Raw genomic sequence first — 15,423 nt, forward strand, 5'->3', positions numbered from 1 at the left:
GACGTGGGTGCCCGGGACAAGCCCGGGCATGACGGCGCGGGTGTCATTCCCGGTCCGGTCACGGCGAGCGTGGCGCCCTTAGGATCGCGATCACCGGCACTGATCCCCGGAACGAGTCCGGGGATGACGATGGGAAAAAGCATCGCGCTTCATCGGACCGGGATGGCCGGCACAAGGCCGGCCATGACGTGAGAAGGTGTCATACCCGGCCGGAGCGTTAGCGGAGGGGGGAATCCATAGTGCTCCGCTTGATCGGGATCCCATTCCCTCGCCGAGCTCGCCGGGGACGACAGCGGGAGAGTGCCCATCGTCGGCACCTGCCGGTGGCCGCTCACCCAGCAACGGCAGCGTTCTGCCGGGATAGCCCGGTCAACGCCCCGCGCAGGTTGTCGGGATCGAGGCCGGAAAGCCCGGCTTCGATGACGGCGTGGAGATGGCGCCAGATCGGGACGGCGGAGGCCAGCACCTGCAGGCCCTTGTCGGTGAGGTGCAGACGGCGGTTGCGGCCGTCCTCGGGATCCTTGGCAATGGTGACGAAGCCCTCCCGCTCCAGCGGTTTCAGGGCGGCGGTGAGCGTCGTCCTGTCCATGGCCAGAAGCCTCGCCACCGGGGCGATGGAGGGCGGATCGGGGCGGTTGAGCGCATTCAGCAGCGAGAACTGGCCGGAGGTCAGGCCGACCGGGCGCAGGGCGTCGTCGAACAGCCGGGACAGGGTGCGGGCGGCGCGCTGGGCGTGCAGGCACAGGCAGGTATCGCGCACCTGCAGGGTGGTCTCGAAGGGGACGGGGCGGCCGTTTGACATGGGGGAATTATGTTGATATCAACTTAAATTGTCAAGAACGACCTGCATCGAAGCGTCACGAATTGATGCTTCCCTTCCCAGCACTTCCGAGAAAACCACCCAGGGAGATACGCGATGAAGTATGTCGATGGTTTCGTGATCGCCGTTCCGGCCGACAAGCAGGAGGTCTATCGCAAGCACGCTGCGGATGCGGCGCCCCTGTTCAAGGAATTCGGCGCCAGCCGCATGGTCGAGTGCTGGGGCGACGACGTGCCGGACGGCAAGCTGACCGATTTCCGCCGGGCCGTGCAGGCCAAGGACGACGAGGTCGTGGTGTTCAGCTGGATCGAGTATCCGTCCAAGGAAGTCCGCGACGCCGCGAACGAAAAGATCATGACGGATCCGCGCATGAAGGCCATGGGCGAGCAGATGCCCTTCGACGGCAAGCGCATGATCTTCGGCGGCTTCCTGCCGATCCTCGACGTCTAGAGCGCTTTTCGGCGAAGTGGATCCGGTTCGCCGTCGTACGGAGCGGAGAATCGAGTCCACATTTCCGCACGATGCGCTAGCTTCCCATCAGCCAAGATCAGCCTTCGAAAACACGGTCCACTTTTCAGCGAGGAGATGCACCATGGCCAACCGGCACGGCGATTTCATCTGGTATGAACTCCTGACCACCGACGCCGATGCGGCGGCCCGTTTCTACGAGGCGGTCATCGGCTGGAAATCCCGGGCTTTCGAAGGCTCGGAGATCGGCTACAGGCTCTTCTCGATCGACGGCACGGACGTGGCCGGCTTCATGCCGATCCCGGCGGATGCCAAGGGCATGCGGCCGGGATGGCTGGGCTATGTCGGCGTCGACGACGTCGACAAGATCGCGGCCGAGATCGTCCAGGTCGGCGGCACGCAATACATGCCGCCGGCGGACATCCCGGGCGTCGGCCGTTTCGCGATGCTGGCCGACCCGCAAGGCGTCCCGTTCTACGTGATGCGCGGCGCCTCGGAGGAAACGAGCACGTCGTTCTCGCCGAACGGGCGCGGGCATTGCCAGTGGAACGAGCTCAACACCAGCGATCAGCAAGCGGCGCTCGCCTTCTACAAGGCCCGCTTCGGCTGGGAGAAGGGCGATGCCATGCCCATGGGTGAGATGGGCGATTATCAGTTCATCAATCATCACGGTCAGACGATCGGCGCCGTGATGCGGCGCACGCCCGACGGGCCGCCGCCGGCCTGGACCTTCTATTTCGGCGTCGCGGATATCGACGTCGCCGCCCGGGCCGTCTCGGGCAACGGCGGCACGATCCATTACGGACCCGCCGAGGTGCCGGGCGGCATCTTCATCATCGTCGCCAGCGATCCGCAGGGAGCCATGTTCGGCCTCGTCGGCCCACGCATACCGGCCTGATCCGGCTAGAGCATCGGACGAACCCAGAGGGTCCGTCTCGATCGATGCTCTCATTCAAGGAGAAAGCATCGGATTCATCCCAAAAGTGCAAGTCCACTTTTGGGTCCGATGCTTTAGCCGTCGCAACACGTGAATCCGTCCAAGGAGTTTTCCATGGCTGATAAACTTGTGCCCGCCGCAGAGCTCGCGCACCGCTCGCCGGTGCGCTTTCCGAACGAGAGCGCCGAATATCGCGCGGCGCGCACGGCCCTGCTCGCGGAAGAGATCGAGCTGCGCCGCCATCTGGAACGCGTCGCCGCCCAGCGCCGCGCCCTGCCGCCCGGCGGCGAGGTGACGGGCGACTATCGCTTCGAAGGCGAGCAAGGTCCGGTGAGCTTCGCCGATCTCTTCGGCGACAAGCAGAACCTCGCCGTCTACAGCTACATGTTCGGCCCGCAGCGCGAACGCCCCTGCCCCATGTGCACCAACCTGCTCGGCGCCATCGAAGGCAATGCCGCCGATATCCAGCAGCGCATGGCGTTCGCCGTCGTCGCGCGCTCGCCGATCGAGAAGCTGAAGGCCTGGAAGCGGGAGCGCGGCTGGAAGAGCCTGAAGCTCTACACCGATCTCAACGGCAACTATTCGCGCGATTATCACGGCGTGCTGGAAGACGGTTCGGAAATCCCGAGCTTCAACGTCTTCACCCGCCGCGATGGAACCATCCGCCATTTCTGGAGCGGCGAGATGACCGGCGATTCCGCCGATCCCGGCCAGGATCCCCGCGGTGCGCCCGATTTCGCGCCGCTCTGGAACGTGCTCGACACCACGCCGGACGGGCGTGGCACCGATTGGTATCCGAAGCTGAATTACGGGACCTGAGGCAGGCGATCGGGGCCATCCGAAGATCGCGGCTCCGGAGAGACGGGAAGCTCGACCAGGACGGCAAGTCCGCCCCGGTCTACGTCATTGCGCAGCGACATGCGGCCCCCGATACGAGCCGTGAGAGCCTTGACGATCGAGAGTCCAAGTCCCGTCCCGTCCTGTTCGTGGTTCCCCCGGACGAAGGGATCGCACACGCGGTCGAGCAAGGCGTCGGACAGCCCGGAACCGGTATCGGCGATCTCGACCAGCGCCCTTCCCGCTTCGCAATGCGCGGTGACCCTGACCTGCCCGCCGGGAGGCGTGTAGCGAATGGCGTTATCGAGAAGGTTTGAGAAGATGACGATGAGATCGTTGCGCTCGGCCTGCACGTGAGCCATCGGCAGATCCGTGAGCGCGAGCGCGATGTGCTTGCTCTCCGCCAGGGGTATGACACCACGCGCGGCTTCCTGCAGCACCTTGGCCAAGTCGAGCGGTTGCGGCGCATCGACCGGCAACGGCGCTTCCGCGCGTGCCAGAGCCAGGAGCTGGCTCGTCAGAGCCGACATCCGCCGGAAGCCGAGATCCATGTCGTCAAGGACCTCCTTGGCATCTCCAAGCGTGCGGGCGTGCCGAAGATTGCTCGACTGGATCCGAAGCGCCGTCAAAGGCGTGCGTAGCTGATGTGCCGCGTTGGAGACGAACCGCCGTTGCGACGCAAGCATCTCCGCGACCCGGTCGAGCGCCTTGTTCATCGCCTGGATCAGCGGAACGATCTCGCTCGGCACATCCGACACGGCCAGCTGCTGCGTGCAATCGGGCTCGCGTGTCATGAGCTGAAGAGCCAGGGCGTCAACCGGCGCAAGGATCCGACCGACGAGCCAGCGCACCAGCAGGGCCGATATGGGAATGAGCAGCAGCGCCGTGATGATGGCGGGCAACGCCGCCATCAGCGCAAGCTCCCGGCGCACGCTTGCTCGTTGCGAGACCTGCACGGTGCCGTCGTCCAAAACCCATGTGTAGCTGCGCCACTGCCCGCCAGGCGCATCGAAATTCGAGAATCCGGTTTGCGCCTGACGCGGCAGATCGGAACCCGGCGGAAAAGATTTGAGCAGGTGCCCGTCCGCGTCCCAGGCCTGGACGACGAGCATGTCCTCGGCCTCGAGGGGCGGTGCAGGCATCTGCGCGAGATCGTCGACGGAGCTGACCACGTTGAACGCGATCTCCCGCATCTGATCGTCGAGGAGATTGTCCGGATCCTGCTGGGCCGCGATGTAAGCTCCGAGCCCCCCGAGCAGACCGAACAGGATCAACAGGGCCGTGAACCAGACCGTGAGGCGTGCGCGGAGCGAGTTGCGGCGTTTCATTTCATCACCATCCAACCGACACCGCGGACGTTCCGGATGATGTCGTTGTCGAATTTGCGGCGGATGTAATGGATCAATACGTCGACCGCATTGCTCTCGACCTCTTCTCCCCAACCATAGAGAGCATCCTCGAGCTGCTGGCGCGACAGGATCGTTCCCGGCCGCTCGAGCAGAGCCTGCAGGAGAGCGAATTCCCGCGCGGGGAGAAGCTGCGTGACGCCCTTGTAGTTGACCTCGTGCGCTGCGAGGTCGAGAACGATTTCGGAGGAGCGGATCTGCGATGTCGGATGCCCTGCATGACGACGGATCACCGCGCGGATCCGCGCGGCGAGCTCATCGAAGTCGAATGGTTTCACGATGAAGTCGTCGGCGCCGAGATCCAGACCCGCCACGCGGATCTCGACATCGTCGCGCGCCGTGACGATCAGCACCGGCGTCGCATCCTTGCCCGACCGCATGTCCTTGAGCACGTCGAGGCCGGCCTTGTCAGGAAGACCGAGATCGAGCAGGACGACCGAATAGCGGTTCGCCGTCAGGGCCGCGAGGGCGTCGTCCCCCGTACGGGTCCAGTCGATCGCGGCTCCCGACCCCTCGAAGGCCCGGGTCAGACTGCGCCCGATCAACGGATCGTCTTCGACCAGGAGAACCCGCATGTTTGCCGCTCTCGATACAGGGGCAAGTTCAACCCGAATGCCGGTGACATTCAATCGCGCAATTTGCCGCTTGAGGCCGCGGAACCGTTCGTCCGCGAAGCCGGGCCGTGTTCGAGGCTCGTTGAACTCGCGGCCCGATCCTCATTCTCCCCTAATTCAGGCGCCGTAGGATCGATGCCAGGTACCGTCAGGTGCTGTCATCGAACGGAGAGAATCCATGAAGCATCTCGTGATTGCCATGTCGACCCTGGCCTTCCTCGCAGGAGCCCCGCTGGCTGCGCAGGCGGCGACATCGTCGGCAGAACATCATAGCGCCAAGCATGCCACCGTCCGACATCATGCAAATGCAAGCAAGGGCCACATGAATCAGGCGAAGAACCACGCCTCATGCCCAGCCGGATCGACGAGCGCGGCATGCCAGCCGTCATCGACAGGTTCCGTCAAGTGATGTCGATTGTTCGCTGACACGGATCTTCGGTTTGCACCGAGCGACGCGCCAGTCGAACATGTAAGCATCGGAGCCCAAAGTCAGAGACCGCTTTCGGGTCCGATGCTCCAAAAGATGTTTCGGCGATGTGGATCCGATTGCCGGAGCATAAGCTCGAGGAAGTTGACGCTTCCGCGTACCCGGAGAAAGCATCTCCAGCTTTCGAATAGTACTCTAGCTTTGTTCCTCCCTTCATCCTGCCTGGCGCTCCCTCACCGGGAGCGCCTTTTTTCAAGGCTTGCCTCTCGATAGGCATCTCGGTGGGCAATCTTCATGGAAGCATTGATTGCCACGATCGCTCTGACGGCAACCCCACTGATGCTGACCGTCGTCGTGCATTACGAGGCTCTCAGCGGATTGTCGAAGCTGCTGCAGAGATCGACGATTCAATCCCACCCTAAGGTTCTCGTGGTGGTCTTCGGGGTCATCACGGCCCATTTCACGGAGATCGCCATTTATGCGCTGACATACTGGATTGCCGATGCAGGCCTGAACATCGGCGATTTCGGCGGCAACAGAGCCGTCAGCTTTGCCGATTACCTGTTCTTCTCCGCGGAAACGTTCAGCACCCTCGGCATCGGCGACATCTTTCCGCTCGGGATGATGCGACTGATTGCGAGCCTCGAATCCCTGAACGGCATCGTGCTGATCGGATGGTCGACGTCTTTCACCTATCTGACCATGTCCCGCTACTGGACAAGCGACTCGTTCTGAAGACGACGAGCTTCGGTCATGTCGTGCAAAATCAGATCAGGCGTCAATGCGCCGCCGCTTCCAGCAGCCGCGCCGCAGCGGCGCGGGCCTCCTCGGTGATCGTCGCGCCGGCGAGCATGCGGGCAATCTCTTCCCGGCGCGGGGTTGCCTCCAGCGGGATCACGCGGGTCGCGACCCGGTCCTTGACGCCGCGCACGCCCTCCTTGGCGATCAGGAAATGACTGCCGGCCTTCGCTGCCACCTGCGGCGCATGGGTCACGGCCATGACCTGAACCTTCTTCGCCAGGCGCGCCAGGCGCTGGCCGATGGCATCCGCCACCGCACCGCCGACGCCGGTGTCGATTTCGTCGAAGACCAGGGTCGGCGCCGAGCCCTTGTCAGCCAGCACGACCTTGAGCGCCAGCATGAAGCGCGATAGCTCGCCGCCCGAGGCCACCTTCATCAGCGGCCCTGGCCGCGTGCCCGGATTGGTCTGGGCCCAGAACTCGACGCGCTCGAAGCCGCTCGGATCGCGGCTGTCCTCGTCGGTGGTGATTTCCGTGATGAAGCGCGCCCGCTCGAGCTTGAGCGGCGGCAGCTCGGCCTGCACCGCCGCATCGAGGGCCTGCGCAGCCTTCTTGCGGCCGGCCGACAGGGCTTTTGCCGCCTTCACGTAAGCCTTGTCGGCATCCTTCAGCGCGCTCTCCAGGCCGGCAAGCTTCTCCTCGCCGGCATCGATGGCGGTGACATCCTCCTCGAAGCGCTGGCGCAGGGCGGCGAGATCGTCGGCGGGTACGTCGTATTTGCGGGCAGCGGCGCGCAGCGCGAAGAGACGCTCCTCGGTCTGCTCCAGCTCGCGCGGATCGTATTCGGTGGCGCGGATCGCCTCTTCGAGCGCCGCGCGGGCTTCGTCGATGGCGACGAGGGCGGCATCCAAGGCCTTCACGCTGGGCTCGACCAGCGTCGGCGCCTGAGCGCTGCGGCGCTCCAGCTTGCGCAGGGCGGCGGAAAGCTCGGCCACGGGAGACGTGTTTCCGGCGACGACGTCATAGGCCTCGTTGAGATCCTGAGCCACCTTCTCCGACTGCATCATGAGCACGCGCCGCTCGGCAAGCGCCTCCTCCTCTCCGGCAAGCGGGTTGAGCTTCGTCAGCTCCTCGACCGCATGGCGCAGGAAATCGGCCTCCTTGCGCGCTTTCTCGATGCGGCTGCGATGCTCCTGCAGGATATGGCGCGCCTCACGGACCTTCCGTGCGGCCTCCGAAACGGCCTGGACCTCGGCCGCGAGGCCGCCGAAGGCATCGAGGATGGTTCGGTGCGAGACGGGGTCGACCAGGGCGCGGTCGTCGTGCTGGCCGTGGATCTCGACAAGGGTCGCGCCGATGGCTTTCAGCACCTGCACGCTGACGGGCTGGTCGTTGACGAAGGCGCGGGTGCGCCCGTCCGCCACCTGGACGCGGCGCAGGATCAGGTCGCCGTCGACATCGATATCGGCCTCGGCGGCGATGCGGCGGGCGGGATGGTCGAGGGGGCAGTCGAACACGGCCGTGACCTGGCCCTGGTTCTCGCCGTGGCGCACGAGAGTGCCGTCGCCGCGGCCGCCGAGGGTCAGGGCGAAGGCATCGAGCAGGATGGACTTGCCAGCGCCCGTTTCACCCGTGAGGACACTCAGGCCCTCATGGAAATGAAGCTCAAGCCTGTCGATGAGGACGATATCGCGGATCGCCAGCTGGATGAGCATGGAGGGTGAGGCTTAGCCCGTGCGCTGACTGACCTGGGGAACGCCGCGGAAAGCCTTGCTGATCCAGGACTGGGAGTCCTCGCGCGGCTCGACGCCGCCCTTGGTCAGCAGGGCGTGGGCATCCTTGTACCAGGGAGAATCGGGGAAGTTGTGGCCGAGGACCGCGGCTGCGGTCTGTGCCTCGTTGACGATGCCCATGGCCATATAGGCCTCGGTCAGACGCTCGAGCGCCTCTTCCACGTGGCGGGTGGTCTGATAACGCGACACCACGGTCCGGAAGCGGTTGATGGCGCCTGCGTAATTGCGCTTCTGCAGGTAGAAGCGGCCGACTTCCAGCTCCTTGCCGGCGAGCTGATCGCTGGCGACCTGGAGCTTCTTGCGGGCATCCGCACTGTATTCGGAGGTCGGATAGCGCTGAACCAGCTCCTGCAGCGCCAGGATGGCGCGCTCGGACTTCTCCTGGTCGCGGGTGATGTCCGGGATCTGGTCGTAATAGGACGATGCCATCAGATACTGGGCATAGGCCGCGTCCGTGGTGTTGGGATAGCTCTGGAGGTAGCGCTTGGACGCGGTGATCGATTCCTCATAGAAGCCGCCCTCGTAATTGGCGTAGGCCTCCATGATCAGTCCTTTGCGGGACCACTCGGAATACGGGTACTGCTTGTCGAGGGCGCTGAATTTCTTAACGGCGCCGTCGAAATCGCCCTTCTGCACCCGGGCGAGACCGTCGTTGTAGATCTCCTCAGCGGGGGCATTCGCCACGATTTCGGGCTTGTAGGTCTCGCTCTTGTCGAACGGGTTCAGCGCCGAAAGGGATTCGCAGCCGGCGAGTCCCAGGGCGCAGACGCCGAGGATCAGAGCGCGGCCGGCCGCGCCTTTCATACCCGAATAAGCCTTCGCGAACGACATGCCTCGCGGTCCTCCAAAAACCGTGCCCGATGTTTCAACGATGCACTACGGGTTCTTTAGCCCAAGCATAGGGGCAGAGCCAAGCCCTTGCGTTCGGGTTTACCCAATAGGAATTAAGAAAGCCTGCATGATCCCATGCGGCCAATGGGCGCTCGCCCTCTCCTGCCGGGAGCCGGACGGCCCGGATGCGCTCTCAGTGCATCTCGGGTGCGAGGACCGAGGCGGCCACGCTGCCGAGATCGGCATAGCCGGGCTCGCGGCGCGGCACGGCATCGACGATGGCGTAGTTGGAGCGGCTCGAGAACAGGGCCTCGAGAACCGAGAAGTTCATGCGATGGCCGCCGCAATAGGAGCGGTAGGTGCCGAGCAGCGGCAGGCCGGCCAGGGAAAGGTCGCCGACCGCATCGAGAAGCTTGTGGCGGACGAACTCGTCCGCATAGCGCAGCCCTTCCGGGTTCATGATGCCGTCATCGCCGATGGCGACCGTGTTCTCGAGGGAGGCGCCGAGCGCGAAGCCGGCGCTCCAGAGCTTCTCAACATCGCGCATGAAACCGAAGGTGCGGGCGCGGGAGATGTCGCGGCGGAAGACCGACGGGGACAGGTCCACGACCTTGCGCTGGCGGCCGATCACCGGGGTCGGGAAGTCGATCTCCACATCGAGACGGAAGCCGCGGTCGTTGGGAAGAAGCTCGGCGAAGGCCTTGCCCTGCGTGACGCGCACGGGCTTGAGAACCTTCAGGTAGCGGCGGGTTGCGCCCTGCATGGCGATGCCGACCTGGTCGATGGCATCGATGAAGGGAGCCGAGCTGCCGTCGAGGATCGGAACCTCGGGCCCGTCGATCTCGACGAGCACGTTGTCGATGCCGAGGCCGGTCAGGGCCGCCATGAGATGTTCGATGGTGGCGACCGCGCCCGTATCGCGGTCGCCGATGACCGTGCAGAGCTCCGTGGCGGTGACCGCCAGGTGCCGAGCGTCGATCAGTCGGTCCAGGCCGCCCGGAAGACCCGTGCGGAGAAAAGCAATGCCATGGTTCGCTTCAGCCGGATGAAGGATCATCTTCACTTCATCCCCGGAATGGACTCCGGTCCCGATGAGGGTCACGGCGGCGCGAAGCGTGGTTTGCTGGCTTTGCTTCATTATTCCCGAACCTCAACTACCCTTGTCGCCTCTAGAGCCTGTTTGTGCCGGGGAAGCCGCATTTTCTGCCTTTTGCTTCCGTCCGGCAGGCTTCTCTTAGCGCTGCCCCGTTTGATGAGTAGGCACCATAGTCCCGCTGTCAGGCTAGGCCAAATCACGCTTTCTTACCGTGTGTTACAATTTGGATAACCGGCAAGGCATTGAAATTAATACATTTTTAACAAATGAAAGCCCCCAGCCGTTGCGGGCTGGGGGCCTTTTGTAACAACCGTGGCAGGACGTGGCGGCCGGTCAGTTCGCCTGTCGGCGCAGGAAGGCCGGAATCTCGAGCTGATCGTCTTCCGACGAGGCCCGGGGAGCCGGTGCCATCTGGCCCTGCGGCGGACGCTGAGCCTGGGGCGGAGCCGGCCGGCGGGCGTACTCGGCATGAACCGAGGACATCTGCTGGCGCGGGGCCTCCTGGCGCGGCTCGGCCGGTGCCTGCTGCGGTTCCTCGCGGCGGCCGAAGCCGATGGTCGCAAGGCGCTGGATCAGCGAGGGCTTGTGCTCCTGGCTCTCCTCGCCACGGCTGGCGCGGATCTGGTTCTGGGCCGGCATCGGCAGTTCGTCGATGCGCGGCATCCGGGCCGGGCGCATGGCGCGCTCCGCCTGCGGCGGGATGAAGGCGCCCTGCTCCATCGGCTCCTCGTAGACAGGGGCCTGGGATGCGGGAGCGTCGTAGGCCACCGCATGGCGCGGCTGAGCCGGGGTCAGGATCACGTCGTCGCGGATCACCGGCTGAGGAGCGGACTCCACCGGCTGGGCGGCGATCGGAGCCGGGGCATGGATGGGCGCGCTCTGGCTCAGGATCGGAGCCGCCTTCACCGGTTCGGCTGGGGCGGCGGCGCGAAAGGTCGGCGTGGCCTGGGTGGTCGTGGTGGCGCGGGCGCGGGCTTCGGCGCGCAGGCGCTCGGCCACTTCGGAGATCCGCTGTTCGGTCGCCGTGAGGTCGCCGCCGCTCTCCAGGAGAGCGTGATCGATGCCGGTCGCCACGACGGATACGCGGATGATGCCCTCCAGGCTCTCGTCGAAGGTGGCGCCGAGGATGATGTTGGCATCCTGGTCCACTTCCTCGCGGATGCGGGTAGCGGCCTCGTCGAGTTCGTACAGCGTCAGGTCGTTGCCGCCCGTGATCGAGATCAGCAGGCCGCGCGCGCCCTTCATCGACACGTCGTCGAGGAGCGGGTTGGCGATGGCTGCTTCGGCCGCGCGGATCGCGCGCTTCTCGCCGGAGGCTTCGCCCGTGCCCATCATCGCCTTGCCCATGCCGCGCATGACGGAGCGGACGTCGGCGAAGTCGAGGTTGATGAGGCCTTCCTTCACCATCAGGTCGGTGATGCAGGCGACGCCCGAGTAGAGCACCTGGTCGGCCATGGCGAAGGCGTCCGCGAAGGTCGTCTTCTCGGTGGCGACGCGGAACAGGTTCTGGTTCGGAATCACGATGAGCGTGTCGACCGCCTGCTGCAGCTCGTTGATGCCGGCCTCAGCCAAACGCATGCGGCGCACGCCTTCGAACTGGAACGGCTTCGTGACGACGCCGACAGTCAGTATACCGAGCTCGCGGGCCGCGCGGGCCACCACCGGAGCGGCGCCCGTGCCGGTGCCGCCGCCCATGCCGGCGGTGATGAACACCATGTGCGAGCCTGCGAGCTGATCGCGGATCTCGTCGATCACCTCTTCGGCGGCGGCGCGCCCGACTTCCGGCTGCGAGCCGGCGCCGAGGCCTTCCGTCACCTGAATGCCCATCTGGACCACGCGCTGCGCCTTGGACGAGGCCAGTGCCTGAGCGTCGGTGTTCGACACCACGAACTCGACGCCCTCCAGACCGGATTCAATCATGTTGTTCACGGCATTGCCGCCGGCACCGCCGACGCCGAAAACCGTGATATGCGGCCTGAGTTCCCGGATGTCCGGAGCTTGCTGATTGATAGCCATGACCTGTGCCTCTTCTGGCCTTATACCGATGAGCGTTTGGCGGACGCTGACCTTTGTTGACTTGAACTCTTCACGATGGCCCGCCGCGCCAACGCGTTACGCATTTAAAAACTATCGCGAATCCACCGGCCCATTCGCGAGAAGTAGCCGTCGGTTCCCGTACTCTGAAACAAGCCGCTCGACCGCGGCTCGAAATACTCGATATGCGCCACCTGCGGATAAACCAGGAGGCCGACCACCGCCGAGAAGGCGGGGCCCTTCGCCGCTTCCGGCAGACCCTTGATGCCGAGCGGACGCCCGACACGAACCTGGCCCTGCAAGATGCGGCGTGCCGTTTCCGGCAGCCCGACGAGCTGGCTTGCGCCGCCCGTCAGCACGACCCGCCGTCCGGCCTGGGCCGCAAAGCCCGCGGCCCTCAGCCGGTCGCGCACGAGTTCGAGAACCTCCTCGACCCGCGGCTTGATGATGCGAACGAGGTGCGATTTCGGCAGATGATTCGGAACGTCCCGTTCGTCCTCATCGACCTGCGGCACCGCGATCATGTCCCGGTCATCCGCGCTCGAAGCGATCGCGGAGCCGTAGAAAGTCTTGAGCCGCTCGGCAGCGGAGACGCGAGTCGTGAGACCGCGCGCGATGTCCATGGTCACGTGATGACCGCCGACGGCGATGGCATCGGAATGCACCAGATGCCCGTTGGAGAAGATGCCGACACTGGTGGTGCCGCCGCCCATGTCGACCACGGCGCAGCCCATATCGGCCTCGTCGTCGACGAGCGCGGAAAGACCCGCCGCATAAGGTGTTGCGATGACCGCCTCGACGCCGAGATGGCAGCGCTCGACGGCGAGCATCAGGTTGCGCGCAGCCGCAGCTTCGGAAGTCACCACATGCAGGTCCGCACCGAGCCGCTCGCCGATCATGCCGGCGGGATCGACGATGTGGTGCTGCTGATCGAGCGAGAAGCCCGTGGGCAGAGCGTGCAGGACGGTGCGGCCGCGCCGCAGGTCGTAGCTCGATGCGGCATCGAGCACGCGATGCACGTCGCCCTCGTTGACCGTGCCGCGCACGGGAACATGCGCCTCGAAATGCTCGGAGGCCAGACGGCCGCCGGTGAGGTTGACGATCACCGACTGGATCTCGACCTTCGCCATCCGCTCGGCCGCATGCACCGCCTGACGGATCGCGGATTCGGCCGCTTCCAGATCGACGACCACGCCGCCCTTGAGGCCGACCGAGCGCTGATGTCCGATGCCGAGGATGCGCGCCACATGGGTGCGGCTGCGCAGCGACTCGACCTCGTCGGCCGGCCGCAGTTCCGCCACGACGCAGACGACCTTGCTCGTGCCCACGTCGAGGACCGAGAGAATGGCGCTCTTGCGCGCGGAAAGCGGCTTCAAGCGGGGCGTCAAACCGTGACCCGAGAGACTCATGTGTCGACCCCCTTGCCGCGCATTGGTTTTTTCTTGAGTGCCTCGGCGCGGGCCAGGGCTGCCTCTTCCGTCAGGCGGACGACGACGCGATCAGCCATGCGCAGATCGATCGCCAGCACGTCCTTTTCCAGAATCTTCTGCTCGTTTTCGAGCTTCACGAGCCGGGCCAGCGCATCGGCGGCCTTCAGCTCCGGCAGGCGCACGTCCATGCCGTTGTCCATCTTGAGCGTCCAGCGCCGCCCGGCGACGAGCGTGCCCGCGCGAATGCGGTTCTTGAGCGGGCCTGCGGCTTCGAGCAGCGCGAGATAATCCTTGCTGCGGGTGTTGGCACCCTCGCCCACCACGAAGGGCAGGTTGAGGTAGCGCTCGTCCTGCATCAGGTCGATCACCGTTCCATCCGCGGCAATGACGAAGAGTTCGCCGTTGTTCTGCCAGATCCCGTGCGCCTCGCGCTCGGTGAGCGTGATGACGAGTTCGTTCGGATAGAGCTTGCGCACGGTCGCCGACTTGATCATCGGAACGCGCTCGAGGCGCTCGCGCAGGTCGTTCACGTCGAGGAAGGGGAGCGACAGCTTCGAGTTGAGACCGGCGGCCGCGAGAACCTCGTTCTCGCCCATCTGCGAGATGCCGGAGATCGTGACCTGCTCGAGAGCGAGGCCGACCGCGCGTGCAACCGCGTGATGCGGCTCGCCGTAATCGCGGATGAAGCCGTCGATATGGCCGCCCTGCCAGAGGCCGAGACCGACGACGGCGGAGAAAAAGCCGAGGGCGAGGCCGGAGCCGAGGAAACGCGGGAGGCGCTGCTCGATCGGAACGCCCGGAGCGCGCCGGCGCACGCCACGGGACACGCCGAAGATCTTCCTGATTCGCGAGGGCTTCTTGAAGTGGGAGGCACCCGCTCCCCTGCCTCCGGAGGCGGCGCGCGCAACGGAATGACCGGCCGGGTAGGCCGTCATCGGTTGCAGGTAGCGTCCTCCACCATCCATTGCACAAGCTCGCCAAACGTATAGCCCGCATGGGCTGCCAGTTCTGGCACCAAGCTCGTCTCGGTCATGCCGGGTTGCGTGTTGACCTCGAGTACGACGAGTTCCCCGGTTCCTCCCGGAGTATCGTCGTATCGCAAGTCGGCGCGGCTGATTCCCCGACAGCCGAGCGCTTGATGCGCCGTTAACGCCAACTCTTGGACCTTTTGGTAAATATTCGGTTTAATTTCTGCCGGGAGGACGTGAATGGAGCCCCCCTTCACATATTTTGCGTCGTAGTCGTAGAAGACCCCGGTGGCGGGCTGAATGTCGATGACCCCGAGGGCCTTGTCGCCCATGACGGCGCAGGTCAGTTCGCGGCCCGCAACATAAGATTCCACAAGGACTTGCTCGCCATAGGCCCAATCCTCCCGGGTCAGTTCCTGGGGCGGATGGGAGCGGTCCTCGCGAACGATGATGACACCGACCGAGGAGCCCTCGTTGACCGGCTTGATCACGTAAGGAGCCGGCAGGACGTGGCTTTTCGCCGCCTCAGAGCGGTTAACGACCATGCCGCGCGGAACCGGCACGCCGGCCGCCGCCATGACGGTTTTCGCCTTGTCCTTCTGCATGGCGAGCGCGGAGGCGAGGACGCCGGAATGGGTATAGGGAATTCTTAAGACTTCCAGCAGACCCTGAATGGTCCCGTCCTCGCCCACGCGCCCATGGAGCGCGTTGAACACCACATCCGGCGCAACCGCCTGCAGGACGGTGGCGATATCGGGCTGAACGTCGATGGGAGTGACCCTGTAGCCCAGATCCTCGAGCGCCTTGCAACAGGCCCGGCCCGAAGACAGGCTCACCTCGCGCTCTGCCGACCAGCCGCCATAAAGGATGGCAACATGCTTCGCCATGATCATTCCCCGTAATGCCCCGGTTTCACCGGATATCAAACGACAATGCGAATCAGGTCTAAGCGCATCGTGCGGAAAAGTGGATCCGGTTTTCCGCGAAGAACGATGCGCTGCTTAACGATTTGAGCATCGGAT

At 64.9% G+C, this 15,423-nt stretch carries 15 protein-coding genes; 5 read left to right on the forward strand and 10 right to left on the reverse strand.

Going from position 1 to position 15,423, the window contains the following annotated elements:
• The coding region (locus JKL46_RS35195; protein ID WP_210381345.1) for a hypothetical protein at nucleotides 1-192 on the forward strand (192 nt) is incomplete at its 5' end.
• A gap of 139 nt (nucleotides 193-331) precedes the next feature.
• On the opposite strand, the gene JKL46_RS12720 is transcribed toward JKL46_RS35195, so the two are convergent.
• Entirely contained in the window at nucleotides 332-802 is a 471-nt protein-coding gene (locus JKL46_RS12720) for a MarR family winged helix-turn-helix transcriptional regulator (RefSeq protein WP_201833287.1), read from the reverse strand.
• 114 nt (nucleotides 803-916) lie between these two features.
• Between JKL46_RS12720 and JKL46_RS12725 the strand changes: the two genes are divergently transcribed.
• The 3 genes from JKL46_RS12725 to JKL46_RS12735 all read left to right on the forward strand — a co-directional run bounded on the left by JKL46_RS12725 (nucleotide 917) and on the right by JKL46_RS12735 (nucleotide 3,044).
• On the forward strand, nucleotides 917-1,270 hold the full coding sequence (locus JKL46_RS12725) for a DUF1428 domain-containing protein (protein WP_201833289.1): 354 nt from the start codon (nucleotides 917-919) through the stop codon (nucleotides 1,268-1,270).
• 142 nt (nucleotides 1,271-1,412) lie between these two features.
• Complete coding sequence (locus JKL46_RS12730; protein ID WP_201833291.1) at nucleotides 1,413-2,186, forward strand: VOC family protein; 774 nt, start codon at nucleotides 1,413-1,415, stop codon at nucleotides 2,184-2,186.
• Nucleotides 2,187-2,339: 153 nt separating this feature from the next.
• A complete protein-coding gene (locus JKL46_RS12735) occupies nucleotides 2,340-3,044 on the forward strand; it encodes a DUF899 family protein (protein WP_201833293.1) in 705 nt (234 codons plus the stop codon).
• Here the strand turns inward: JKL46_RS12735 and JKL46_RS12740 are convergent.
• Nucleotides 3,032-4,390, reverse strand: coding sequence for a sensor histidine kinase (locus JKL46_RS12740; RefSeq protein ID WP_201833295.1), 1,359 nt, complete (start codon nucleotides 4,388-4,390; stop codon nucleotides 3,032-3,034). The genes JKL46_RS12735 and JKL46_RS12740 overlap by 13 nt on opposite strands.
• Entirely contained in the window at nucleotides 4,387-5,043 is a 657-nt protein-coding gene (locus JKL46_RS12745; protein WP_201833296.1) for a response regulator transcription factor, read from the reverse strand. The genes JKL46_RS12740 and JKL46_RS12745 overlap by 4 nt, the downstream gene beginning before the upstream one ends.
• Before the next feature lie 760 nt (nucleotides 5,044-5,803).
• On the opposite strand from JKL46_RS12745, the gene JKL46_RS12750 reads away from it, so the two are divergent.
• Entirely contained in the window at nucleotides 5,804-6,244 is a 441-nt protein-coding gene (locus JKL46_RS12750) for an ion channel (protein ID WP_201833297.1), read from the forward strand.
• Between the two features lie 43 nt (nucleotides 6,245-6,287).
• Here JKL46_RS12750 and recN read toward each other — a convergent pair whose 3' ends face one another.
• From recN to JKL46_RS12785, 7 genes are all read right to left on the reverse strand, one after another.
• Nucleotides 6,288-7,964: a DNA repair protein RecN gene (gene recN, locus JKL46_RS12755; RefSeq protein ID WP_201833298.1), complete on the reverse strand. Its 1,677-nt coding sequence runs from the start codon at nucleotides 7,962-7,964 to the stop codon at nucleotides 6,288-6,290.
• 12 nt (nucleotides 7,965-7,976) lie between these two features.
• Nucleotides 7,977-8,873, reverse strand: a complete 897-nt coding sequence (locus JKL46_RS12760) for an outer membrane protein assembly factor BamD (protein ID WP_201833299.1) — start codon at nucleotides 8,871-8,873, stop codon at nucleotides 7,977-7,979.
• Nucleotides 8,874-9,066: 193 nt separating this feature from the next.
• Nucleotides 9,067-10,011, reverse strand: coding sequence for a UDP-3-O-acyl-N-acetylglucosamine deacetylase (gene lpxC, locus JKL46_RS12765; RefSeq protein ID WP_201833300.1), 945 nt, complete (start codon nucleotides 10,009-10,011; stop codon nucleotides 9,067-9,069).
• 291 nt (nucleotides 10,012-10,302) lie between these two features.
• A complete protein-coding gene (gene ftsZ, locus JKL46_RS12770; protein WP_201833301.1) occupies nucleotides 10,303-11,985 on the reverse strand; it encodes a cell division protein FtsZ in 1,683 nt (560 codons plus the stop codon).
• 104 nt (nucleotides 11,986-12,089) lie between these two features.
• Nucleotides 12,090-13,412 (reverse strand): cell division protein FtsA, encoded by a 1,323-nt coding sequence (ftsA, locus tag JKL46_RS12775; protein ID WP_201833303.1) that lies wholly within the window; start codon nucleotides 13,410-13,412, stop codon nucleotides 12,090-12,092.
• Nucleotides 13,409-14,398 carry a cell division protein FtsQ/DivIB gene (locus JKL46_RS12780; protein ID WP_201833305.1) on the reverse strand — a complete coding sequence of 330 codons (990 nt, stop codon included), beginning with the start codon at nucleotides 14,396-14,398 and terminating at the stop codon, nucleotides 13,409-13,411. The genes ftsA and JKL46_RS12780 overlap by 4 nt, the downstream gene beginning before the upstream one ends.
• Complete coding sequence (locus JKL46_RS12785; RefSeq protein WP_201833307.1) at nucleotides 14,365-15,288, reverse strand: D-alanine--D-alanine ligase; 924 nt, start codon at nucleotides 15,286-15,288, stop codon at nucleotides 14,365-14,367. Before JKL46_RS12785 ends, JKL46_RS12780 begins: the two co-directional genes overlap by 34 nt.
• Between the last annotated feature and the right edge of the window lie 135 nt (nucleotides 15,289-15,423).

The sequence above is a fragment of the Microvirga zambiensis WSM3693 genome (genome assembly GCF_016735695.1).
Classification (GTDB): domain Bacteria; phylum Pseudomonadota; class Alphaproteobacteria; order Rhizobiales; family Beijerinckiaceae; genus Microvirga; species Microvirga zambiensis.